General features: G+C 36.0%; 11 protein-coding genes. 3 read left to right on the top strand and 8 right to left on the bottom strand.

The genetic code is table 11. The features are described from left to right. Nucleotide 1 precedes the first annotated feature (1 nt). On the top strand, nucleotides 2–730 hold the full coding sequence (dapB, locus tag CG11_RS20220; protein ID WP_052598656.1) for a 4-hydroxy-tetrahydrodipicolinate reductase: 729 nt from the start codon (nucleotides 2–4) through the stop codon (nucleotides 728–730). A gap of 75 nt (nucleotides 731–805) precedes the next feature. Here dapB and CG11_RS20215 read toward each other — a convergent pair whose 3' ends face one another. The 8 genes from CG11_RS20215 to CG11_RS20180 form a co-directional block, all read right to left on the bottom strand. Continuing rightward, nucleotides 806–3,337, bottom strand: a complete 2,532-nt coding sequence (locus CG11_RS20215) for a hypothetical protein (RefSeq protein ID WP_052598655.1) — start codon at nucleotides 3,335–3,337, stop codon at nucleotides 806–808. Nucleotides 3,338–3,693: 356 nt separating this feature from the next. After that, nucleotides 3,694–3,933 carry a MoaD/ThiS family protein gene (locus CG11_RS20210; RefSeq protein WP_052598654.1) on the bottom strand — a complete coding sequence of 80 codons (240 nt, stop codon included), beginning with the start codon at nucleotides 3,931–3,933 and terminating at the stop codon, nucleotides 3,694–3,696. Continuing rightward, entirely contained in the window at nucleotides 3,917–4,498 is a 582-nt protein-coding gene (locus CG11_RS20205) for a molybdenum cofactor guanylyltransferase (protein WP_052598653.1), read from the bottom strand. Before CG11_RS20205 ends, CG11_RS20210 begins: the two co-directional genes overlap by 17 nt. Further along, nucleotides 4,495–5,349, bottom strand: a complete 855-nt coding sequence (locus tag CG11_RS20200; protein WP_052598652.1) for a sulfate/molybdate ABC transporter ATP-binding protein — start codon at nucleotides 5,347–5,349, stop codon at nucleotides 4,495–4,497. Before CG11_RS20200 ends, CG11_RS20205 begins: the two co-directional genes overlap by 4 nt. 8 nt (nucleotides 5,350–5,357) lie before the next feature. Then, nucleotides 5,358–6,032, bottom strand: coding sequence for a molybdate ABC transporter permease subunit (gene modB, locus CG11_RS20195; RefSeq protein WP_052598651.1), 675 nt, complete (start codon nucleotides 6,030–6,032; stop codon nucleotides 5,358–5,360). 166 nt (nucleotides 6,033–6,198) lie between these two features. After that, the gene (modA, locus tag CG11_RS20190; RefSeq protein WP_063833153.1) at nucleotides 6,199–6,951 is read right to left on the bottom strand and encodes a molybdate ABC transporter substrate-binding protein; all 753 of its coding nucleotides are present in this window, start codon (nucleotides 6,949–6,951) and stop codon (nucleotides 6,199–6,201) included. Between the two features lie 18 nt (nucleotides 6,952–6,969). Then, a complete protein-coding gene (glp, locus tag CG11_RS20185; RefSeq protein WP_052598649.1) occupies nucleotides 6,970–8,139 on the bottom strand; it encodes a gephyrin-like molybdotransferase Glp in 1,170 nt (389 codons plus the stop codon). A gap of 79 nt (nucleotides 8,140–8,218) precedes the next feature. Continuing rightward, nucleotides 8,219–8,680, bottom strand: coding sequence for a hypothetical protein (locus CG11_RS20180; RefSeq protein ID WP_052598648.1), 462 nt, complete (start codon nucleotides 8,678–8,680; stop codon nucleotides 8,219–8,221). Between the two features lie 437 nt (nucleotides 8,681–9,117). On the opposite strand from CG11_RS20180, the gene CG11_RS20175 reads away from it, so the two are divergent. Together CG11_RS20175 and CG11_RS20170 are read left to right on the top strand one after the other, a co-directional pair. Beyond that, on the top strand, nucleotides 9,118–9,687 hold the full coding sequence (locus tag CG11_RS20175) for a hypothetical protein (RefSeq protein ID WP_052598647.1): 570 nt from the start codon (nucleotides 9,118–9,120) through the stop codon (nucleotides 9,685–9,687). A 165-nt stretch (nucleotides 9,688–9,852) separates the two neighbouring features. Beyond that, nucleotides 9,853–11,193 carry a 1-acyl-sn-glycerol-3-phosphate acyltransferase gene (locus CG11_RS20170; protein ID WP_052598646.1) on the top strand — a complete coding sequence of 447 codons (1,341 nt, stop codon included), beginning with the start codon at nucleotides 9,853–9,855 and terminating at the stop codon, nucleotides 11,191–11,193. Nucleotides 11,194–11,376 lie beyond the last annotated feature (183 nt).

The following is an 11,376-nucleotide window of genomic DNA, read 5'->3' as shown; positions in this document are numbered from 1 at the left end:
TATGAAAATAGCAATGATTGGCTATGGCAAAATGGGGCGTACCATTGAGCATTTAGCAACCAAGCAAGGACACGAGGTTGTCCTAAAAATTAATGCCGACAATTTAGATGCATTTACAACTGAAAACTTACAGCAAGCAGATGTTGCCATTGAATTCTCACAACCAGATGTTGCCTACAAAAATATCATGACTTGTCTTAAAGCAGGTTTGCCCGTTGTATCAGGTACTACCGCATGGTTAGACAAATTTGAAATGGTCAAAGACTGGTGCTCAAATAACAATGGTGCCTTTTTCTATGCTTCTAATTTTAGTGTAGGAGTTAATATTTTCTTTGAGCTCAACAAGCACTTAGCTGCTATCATGAGCAAACACCCCGCTTACCAAGTAAGGATGGAAGAAATTCATCACACTCAAAAGTTAGATGCACCTAGTGGAACAGCAGTTACTTTAGCAGAGGGAATTTTAGAAAAAATAGATACTTTACAAGAATATCAATTGCAAGAAGATAATCTAAACACTCCAGACAATTGCATTCCCATTGCCTCCAAACGTATTGGAGATACTCCAGGAACACATGTTATTCAATATCATTCATCTATTGATGAACTAGAAATTAAACACACTGCCAAAGGTAGAGAAGGTTTTGCTTCTGGAGCTATTATGGCGGCTCATTGGTTAATAGGAAAACAAGGTGTTTTTGGTATGAGTGATTTACTGCAACTAAGTTAAGGTTTGTTTTTAAATATTAAGAGCTCCAACTCAGTTGAGTTGGAGCTCTTAGTATAATAATATAGTATATTGTTTTTAGAATACTTCTGCCCAAGCTTTTGTTGATTTAAGAGCATCACTTTCTTTTGCAGCCCATCTTTTCATTTTCTTCAATTCTCCTCTGTAATCAAAAGGATCGCCACCAAAGAATCCGAAGAAGCCTCGTCCCACTCCAGCCCAGAAACCAGTATCCCATTCTGCTTTGGCTTCAGACATAATTCCAAATTTTTCTAACTGGTCAATCATGGCATTGGCAATACGAATCTCTTTTTTAGGGAATCGAATCAACCATACAGAATACAAGTAACGGCTTGCATTATGGTAAGCTTTTTGCTGATTGATGGGAGGAAACGGCAAGTCAATGTATTTCTTCTTAACATCTTTCTTTAGTCCCGACCATTTCAGTTCTAAGATAATTACCTTTTTCTTGATAGCTTCTAAAGCCTCTTGATCAACAGTCTCTGCTTGTTCCAACGAACGCAAATTTTTCCCTAGATTTCTAGACTTTGCTTTCATTAAATTTAATATGCTTATGACCTCTTGATACCTAGAAGAAACTCCATTTATATACAACTCATTTAATCCTTCCAACAACTCTTTTCCTTCTATTTGAATAATACCTCGCTCACTTCCCCACTGAGGCAATACGCCAGGAAGCACATCTTTTGCTAAATCGCCAATAAATTCTAAACCATCAGGCATTAAATCATCAATTTGATCATTAACAGCATCAAACTCGCCCAATAAAGCAGCACCTACAGCATTAATAATAGATCCAGAACCTGGAGCAAATGAGTTAGCTGCAACACCAGCTACAGACAACAACCCATTAATAATTTTCTTAGCTAATGTATTGGTTGCTTTAAAGTAATCGTTGTGTTTTTTAACGGCTTGGTCATATTCATCTTTGGCATCTCTAAAAGCATCTGAAGCTTGCGCTCCACGTGTTACAGCATCCTTGAACTTATGACCAACAGCAGCTTTTACATCGTCTGCTTGATCTTTCATATCAGAAAGAATACCTTCAAAAGAGGCATCTTTTTTTCGAATCCCATATTGAGCCAATACATTACGCATTACATTGGTAGCAACATCTGTAATATTAGGAATCGTAATTCTATTTTTATCTTTCTCATACTTAGACGAATGATCTACTACTCCACCTGTACTCAAGATAATCTTATCAATAGCTCCCAAAATCTCACGCACTTCTCCTTCTTTGCTCGCATCCCCTCCTGTTAACTTATTCATTAACCAAGTTCTTGCTTTTTCGCTATGCTCTTGAAGCTTTTTCTTGATTTTATCATCTATATCTGTTCCCTTCAAAATATCTTCATCTGAATCAATAAAGTTTTTGAAGTCCTTCAAATCTTCGTAAATATTCGCTAAGTCTCCTTCTTTTACATTTTCAACAAACCCTGTAATTGCTTGCGTAAATTCACTCAATTTGCCCAACCATTGTTGTGCATTTTGTATTTTTTCTTTTAATCCTAATTCTTCTACTTTATCTGAAGCCGCAGCTATAAATTGATCTACTGATCTTTTGAGTCCCGTTATTTGAATCAAAAGCTTATCATCAATCTTAGTTCCAGGAATCAAATCAGTTGAATCACCTAATAACTCATTAAATTTAGCCTCTAGTCTATTGTACCAATCAGGAAGATTGTCGCCATCTTCGTCTCCTATTACAGCTCCCAACAAAACTTCTAGCTTTCCTAGTTTTTCCTCTCCTCGTGCCAAATACTTTTGCAATGTTTCAACATTCAACTCAATCTCATCATCGGTCACGTCTGCTGTAGCAATGAAGCTCTTAGCTGCTGCAAATATTTTGGTTGCCTCCTCTACAATTCCATCTTTCAAGTCCTCTGCTTTTGACGGCAAACTCAACGTAATATTAACTACATCTTGCGCCAATTTTGCATAACGATCAACTTGTTTGCTTACATTGCGAGCAACTGCCAAGAAGCTTTGTGCTTTTTCAATAAGCTCTTCAATCTCTTCAATTTCTTTGATATAAATACCAGGAGCAAAAGTTTGTGCAAAATCGATAAAATTCTGCGCATCTGTCAAAAACTGCTCTCCCTTATCTAAGTAGTCTCTAAAATCTGATGTAATTTCATCAAATTTATACGCATCCCACAAAGCTTTCAGGCTATCATAACGGAACTGACTTTCTTCTTTAGCACCAGACTTATCTTTGCTCTGTTTTTTTCGTTCTACAGATTTCACTCTTCGTTCTGCTCTACGTTTCTCTCGATTATCTTTGCGTGCTTTTTTACGTGCTTCACGACGAGCTTTTCGTTCTTCTTTTTTTGTTTTGGGTGCTTCGTCTCCATTTTCTTCTACCTCGTCAACAACTTTCTTTTTAGCTGACTTAACAATATCCTTAAGGTCTAGAAAATCAAGTGCTAAGTACAAATCCTTTGCATTTCTAGCATTTGATAAATATTGACTGCGTTCTGCCCCCCCCTTTTCAAGTTTTTCAAATTGTTTCAAAAATCGGCGCAATTCCTTTTGGAAATCCAAGAGTTCCTTTGCAGCTTCTGATGACAAATTACTAGTTGGCATAGTTTGTATTTTTAAGATTTGTTCCGTTTGTACGCAACATAGAATGTGTATGTGTTATATAGTAATAGTATGTCTTTAACCAACCTAAACAGGCGGTTCAGGTTGATTTTACTAGACGAGACAATGTACAACAAAAAAAGTAAAAAAACAAGTCCTTTTTACAAAAAACTCGTCAAGAAAGGTTTTTCTTAAAATCATTTTGATAAGCAATTTTTAATGCCTATCTTGGTTAGTTTTGGCTTATTTTATCAAGCAAAAAACCATACTTTTTTAACTCTATAATTTTAATTCTTGTCATATAAATGAGCCATTTTGCTGATCTATAATTGTTGATTTTTCCCTAGAAAAATGCCTTCTTACCCACCAGCAAAAGGAGGCAATAGAGCAACCTCATCTGTAGGCAGCAAAATTGCTTTATCAGTGACGATAGCTTTATTAACAGCAACCTTGAATTCCTTTCCTTCCAAAGCAGGATAAATACTCAACAAAGTACTTTTTAATTCTTGAACCGAACAATGGTCGACTACAGTTACAGTAGACACCTCTTTTCCCATTGCCTCAGCCAGTTGACCAAAATATTTAATTGCGATATCCATTTCTAATTTTTTTTAAATCGATAGGTGTATTAATATTACTCAAACAAAACTCCCAATTTTGGGGACATTGTATTTTATTTAATTGCAGTGAACTTAGTACGGTACGCAATCGAAGTTGATTAGCGTTTAATGCATTTTCAAAAATAGGTAATTGTTCTTTACAATAGATTGCTGTCAAAGGCTGCCAAACATCTTCTAGCATCAATAAATTCATCTTATTAACCATACTATTTTGGATTAAATACGCCAACAACTCCCTTCTAAGCAAGGGAACATCACAGCTTAACACCAGCAAATACGGTGTTGGTACAATCGTCATAGCAGTATATATTCCACCAACAGGTCCCTTATCCATTACAACATCAGAATATACTTCGACTCCAAAAGTGCTGTATTTTTGGGGATCACCTATAATCATAGTCTCAGCTGTCAATCCTTTTGCATTTTCTAAAATATGCTCTAAGAATGTCTGACCATTAAAGTCCAAAAAAGCTTTGTCCTCTCCCATCCTTCGACTCTTTCCTCCTGCTAAAATTACAGTCGTTATCTTGTCCTTAGCAATCATTTAGGTTCTATTTTATACATATCAGACGGAAGTACCCAACGTTTAACAGTTAAGGTATCGCCTACATTTATGTTTTTTAAATCCCCCTTTAGATAAGGTAGCTTTCGCCGTTTCTCACCTATACGAAGGAGCAATTCATTCTCATTGATTTCCAGCACAACGCCTTCTTCTAGCACCTCATCCAACAGTTCTTGTTCTTCGAAATACAATTTTGGATTTCTATATAAGGCTACCTTATTATCATCAATAACCAACAATTTATTCGCCAAGTTAATAATTTCGGGAACATCGTGGCTGACCATCAATGTTGTTCGTTGATACTGAACGTGTAAATCAGCAATCAAATGTTGCATTTCTCGTCGCAAACCATAATCCAAAGCAGAAAGAGGCTCATCCAATAATAAAATAGACGATTCTACCATCAAGGCTCTGGCTAAAGCAACCCGCTGCTGTTGACCTCCAGAAAGATGATTGGGCTTCTTGTTTTTTAATGGTGCTAAGTTGGTTTGTTGTAATAGTTTTTGAATTAAAGCAGGATTATTATTCGCAAATTGCAAATTTTCGGCAACAGTCATATTGGGAAATAAAGCATAATCTTGAAATACAAAACCTACTTTTCTATTCTGTGGAGGTAAATTAATATTCTTTTTGCTATCAAACCAAGTTTTCTGCCCCACCGACAACATCCCCGAATCCGCTTGACTCAAACCAGCAATCATACGCAACAAGGTTGTTTTTCCTATACCAGATTTTCCATAAATAGCGACAAAATCCCCTCGTTCTAACTTCAAGTCTACCTGAAGTCTCCTTGTTGGTGTTATCCTTTTTTCTAAGGCTATTTTTAATAACATCTCTTTTTTTAGTGGTTTTTCCTTTTGGAGTCAGCTTGCGCATTAATATAATAAGTAATTCCTAGGATGATAAAACTTGTACACAACAAAACCAAAGCATAAACATTCGCTTGCGTATAATTTAAAGACTCTACTTCATCATAAATCGCAATAGACGCCACCAAGGTCTGACCAGGAATTCGTCCTCCTATCATCAATACAACACCAAATTCTCCTATCGTATGCGCAAAACTTAATACTACTCCTGTTAATAACGCAGGTTTTATATTGGGTAACAATACCCGCCAAAGCACCTCTCTACGAGTCTTTCCCATCGTATAAGCGGCTTCTCTAAAAGAAGCAGGCAAGTTTTGTAACCCTGCTTGTATCGGTTGTATCATAAATGGCAGACTGTATAGAATAGATGCGATGACCAATCCTCCAAACGAGAATACTAACTGAATATCAAACATACGATCCAAAAAGCTCCCCAAAACGCCATGTTTAGAAAATGCAATTAATAAATAAAATCCCAAAACAGTTGGTGGCAAAACCAAAGGCAAGCTAACCACAGCTTCTACCAAGAACTTATATCGAGCAGAACTAAAGGCTAATTTTGTTGCGATAGGAATTCCTATAATTAACAAACAAAGTGTTGTTATAAAAGCCAATTGCAAGGACAATAATAAAGGTGACCAATCCATTTTTTTAAGATTAATTAATCGGAGTACACTACAATAAATTATTATTTGTTTCAAATATTGCTCCATTGAAACCACCTAGTAGCAACACAGCTAAACTAAATAATCAACGGAGCGTTATTAAAAAACATTAAAGGAAAGCATATTTTTTTCCAACGAAAACCAATATCTACGATTGATAAACGTAGCCATAATGCTTAAAAATTTCTTTTGCTTTGGATGATTGCAAAAATTCATAAAAGCTCATTGTTGCTTTTGATGAGGTGGCTTTTCTTAGTAACAACATCGCTTGTGCTAGTTGAGCGCCTTGTAAGGTCACAAATTGACCTTTTTCCTTTAATTGAGGAGCCATGACAACAGATTTGGCTGTCAAACCAATCTCTACCGTTCGAGTATGAATATACTGATTCACCTGTCCGATACTTTCTCCCAAAACTAGTTTGGGGCTCAACGTTTCGTATATTCCTGCTTCGTTTAGATAAGCCTTGCTCAGTTCTCCATAAGGAGCAGTTTTAGGGTCTGCCAAAGCTATTTTCTCAACTGCTTCATCCTCCAAAACACGCAGCCCTTGGCTTAAGTCATAAGATTCTAAGGTCCACAATACCAACTGCCCATAAGCATAAACAACAGGCTTTGCAAGCCCAAGCCCTTTTTGATACAAATAGTTAGGATACATGGTATCGGCAGAAATGAAAAGGTCATAAGGCGCGCCTTGTTCAATTTGAGCGGTCAATTTTCCAGAAGAACTAATGATAGTTTCTATCTGAATGCTATCTGGTGCATTATACGCCTTTATCAAAGCATCTAAAACATACTGTGTAGAAGCAGCGGCAGCTATTTTTATAGTCTGTTTTTTAGGTGTCAATGTCTGACATCCGCCCAATAGTATGATACAGAACAGTCCTAAAAAATAATTCCTCATTACAAATTCTTTAACTTACTAAGGCAGCAAATGTACTTCGACCAATGCGCCTGCTGCTGTATGCATTTGATCGTGTGGAATATAAATTAGTGCGTCTGCATAAGCAAAAGAAAACAACATGGCGGAACTCTGCCCATGCAATATTTTTACGCCATTAGAAGTTAATTGTGCTTTCAAAAAATGTGCTCGATCGCCTTTTTTATGATATGCCTCTTCCAAAGGTAAATGCAGCTGCTTCAAATGATAATTCTCAATGCCCATTGCTTGTTTTAGAGCGATTAGAACATATTGATAATAACAAGACAATGCTGCCGCAGGATTTCCTGGCAAAGCAAAGACGACGCTAGTAGCTGTTTTCCCAAAAAACATGGGTTTGCCTGGTTTTTGACGTACTTTATAAAAAAGTTGCTCTACTCCCAATTCCAATAATGCCTTGCCAACAAAATCATAATCACCGACAGAAATTCCGCCAGAAATAATTACAAAATCCCGTGTTTCTAACAAGTCTTTCAACAACAATTTTGTAGCGGTATAATCGTCCTTTACAGGAACAACAGCAGCATCAAACCCTGTTTTTTGTAATGCGTTTAACAACATAATGCCATTACTCTCATAAATCTGTCCTCGTTCCAAATTTTGCCCTGATGCCACCAACTCATCCCCTGTTACAACAATAGCAACCGCAGGTTTTTGATATACCTGTACCTCTGATATACCTAAACCAGCTAAAAAACCAATTGCCGCAGGACTAAGTTCAGTTCCCTTTTCTAAAGCAATGGCTCCTTTTTTTATTTGCTCTCCTAGTGGACGAATATTAGCCGCAACTAAAGGTTGTTCTTCCAAAACCAGTTGCTCACCCTCTACGGTTGTTTTTTCTTGCATGATAACGGCATCTGCATCGCTTGGAACTGCCGCTCCTGTAAAAATACGCACTGCTTCCCCCTTTTTCATAGAAGGATTTTTTGCGCTGCCCGCCTGTACTTCGCCAACTATTGTATAACGTAATTCCTCCCCTAATTTCAAAGCATAACCATCCATTGCAGATTGATCAAATGGCGGCATATGAATTGGTGAATAAATAGGGACACTCAATACATAACCAAGCGATGCATGGAGTGGCAATTGAACTGTCTTTGGTGTATATGTTAATGCTCTGACAATGGATTTTGCCTTGGCTACTTCTATCATTCTATAGAATTTTTTACCCTGTAACAAAAGTTAATACGGCGCTAGATAAGCGCACTAGATTCTGTTGATCATGGATTTTTTAAATCGAAATATCTGTATCGCCTATATTATCCAATCCCTGTTTGCTTTCTTTTTTCATCATAGAACCAATATCTCCTTCTGAAAATTCAAACCGATTCCCATGTTCAACCAAATATCGGATAAAATCAGGGTAATATCCTGATAATTCTGTCACTCTCAAATCTGGTATTTGAACAACAACACCTCCGATTAAAGTGATACTTAATACCGAAATCGTTTCGCCCTGTCTTAAATCTTTATTGGAATTCAAATTCAGAACTTGTTGTATCATTGTTTTGTCCTTGTTTTTGTAGGCTATTAAAAATTCCTTTAAATCATACCTCCCATTTACTTTTGTTTCGTTTAATAAACGCTCAAACTCCGTCTTATGCAAGGCTGCATTTTCTAAACTGTAACTTATAATGCGCTCATAAGGTCCCATAGAGGGATTGGTATGTTTTAATTCTATAGATTGAATCATGTTTCTTTTATTTTAATAAATTTGGTGGTTGGTCTATTGAGAATATTTTTGGTATAGTATTAATGTTGCATCGTTGATAAGCAACAAGGCATCTACTTACTTTAAAGCATTCATTATCAATAAATTTATCACTATACAATGTTACTTTTTCTTAGCACACCGACAGTCAACGCAATAACCGTTGAATGCAAAGGGCTTTAAAACTAAAAAATAAGCAGGCTATTAATTTCAAATACTAACATTATTATCTGTACCTTTGCGATCCTTAAAATTCGAGATAACTTCCAGTTTGCGAAGTGCTTGGGTTTATCTTTTTTCCTTTTTATAGAAAATCAAATTTCAGATAATAAACAAATGTTGTTTGAAGGTAACATTTTTAATGTTTTTTACATAGAACAACATTCCTTAGTCTAAATTAAAACCACAAAAACAATATTATGAAAAAATTTGCAAATGTATTTCTATTAGGTCTAGCTATTGTTGTAATGGCTGTATCTTGTGGTCCTAACACAGATGATAAAAAAGATCTAAAAATTAAAAACCCAACTCAAGTAAGAGCTGGTGGAGAAGTAAAAGCAGAAGTAGCTACTATGGATGTAAATTTTGGTGGTCAAATTATTTCCATCAAAATGGATGATATCATCAACATCTCTGAAAAAATGAGCGCAGAAGATCAAGATGCAATGGACATTATGAATGTCAATCAAAAATTGATGGGAGCAGAAAAAGAAGCTCAATTATTAGATGTCAATTTTACAATGTCTGACGAACCAATTGAAAATGGCATGTTCATTTTTGGTATTGAAACAGATGATGCTAAAGAACTTATCTTAGAAATGCGTGATGAGGAAGGTTTCTCTTTGGTAGCTAATAATGCCTTCAAAATCAACGAAGGACAAAACTACAAAGCACTTAACGTTTCTTCTTTAGATAAAGGAACTTACAACTTCCGTATCAAAGATGACGCTGGACGTGAATTGAATCGTGCCATTCAAATTGTAGAATAATATACTTAAAATAACTTGGTTATTTTCAAAACGCTTTCTCAAAAGAGAAAGCGTTTTTTTTTGTTAAAAGGTTGTTAAGGTGTTGGCATTTATAATAAATTGAATGATTATTGAATCAATTATTTATAAACTAAACAAATGTTCAATTTATAAAAATCAACTTTTATGCTTTATCAACTACTTAGATTCCCGTTGGTTATTCTTTTTTTTGTTTTTTATAAGAGAATTTACATCACAGGAAAAGCAGCATTGCCCTCTCAAGCCCCCACAATTATTGCCAGCAACCATTCTACCGCCTTTATAGAGCAAATTTTGGTCGCAGGATTACAGAAACGTTCTGTATTTTTTTGGGCAAGAGGCTCTGTTTTTGAGGAAAAATGGAGTTTTCCAAAGTTATTTCGCCAAGTTCATTTAATACCTATTTGGCGTCCACAAGAAGGTCTCAAAAAGATGCAACAGAACCAACAAATTTTCAAAGACTCTAAAGAGATACTTTTAAAAGGCAACTTATTCTTTATTGCCCCTGAGGGCAACTCTGTTCCTGAAAAACGCCTGCGTCCTTTTAAAACGGGAACAGCTAGGTTAGCTCTATTAGCAGCAGCAGAGCATGATTTTGAAAGAGAGGTTTTCATCAGCCCTACTGGCGTGAACTATACCTATCATTGTGATTTTAGGAGTGAAGTAATGCTTCATTTTGGCACTCCTATCCCTCTAAAAAATTATCAAACCTTATATCATAAAAGTCCTTCTCTTGCAGCTCAACAGTTGACCAAAGATTTAAAGGCAGCCATTGCCCAAGAGGTAATCATTATTGATTCTAAAGAAGACGAGGCTTTGACTGAGCAGTTGCTTATTCTAATGCGCAACGAAAAACAACATTATCATGATTCTTTTTATAATACCCATCCTCACCGATTGCGACTAGAGCAAAGTGTTGCTACCACTTGTAACCAATTGTCTAAATCTCAAAAAATAGAACTGAGCCAACAAACCAATCATTATTTTGCACAACTCAAACAACTCCAACTAACCGACCAAGCTGTGCAACAAAAAGGGCAATTCTCTTGGTCGAATTTTTTAAGGAGTGTCCTATTAGCTCCTCTTGCTTTACTGGGGTGGATGGGTGGCTTTCTTCCTGTTACTAGTGCCCGATATTTGCGCAATCAGAATGTTGAAGATCCTCAATTCTGGGCAGCAATGGCTATGATATTTAGCTTACTTACTTGGTTGGTATATAGCCTATTTATTGCTTTTTTGGGTGCTTTTTTCTTCGATTGGAAAGCTATTTTGATTCCACCACTTTTGGTCGTATTACAATATATTTCTTTTTTACACCAAGAGTACCTAAGTGAATTTCTTAATAACAGAACCTATCGCCAATTATTACAACAACAACCTCAACAAATACAATCTTTGCAAACCGAAAGAAAAGCCTTAGCTGTCGCTACCGAGTATCTTATTTTATCAAATCTCTCAACCTCATCTCAAGACCAAAAAAACCTTTAAAAACAAATTAATTTTCAAAAGTTCTAAACAAATAGTTTTCAATGCTGTATTAATTCTAAGGTTTAAATTTGAATTACCGCCTCAACCGTTTATTCATTCATTCCTTAGTATAGTAGTTCGGTGGTTATTGTTAGCATAAATACTAGAATAACAAATAGTTGAGCCACACAGTCCTTGAAAATT

This window comes from Aureispira sp. CCB-QB1 (assembly GCF_000724545.1).
In the GTDB taxonomy this organism is placed as follows: domain Bacteria; phylum Bacteroidota; class Bacteroidia; order Chitinophagales; family Saprospiraceae; genus Aureispira.
The sequence above is the reverse complement of the archived record's forward strand: the minus strand, read 5'-3'. Positions and strand labels throughout refer to the sequence as shown.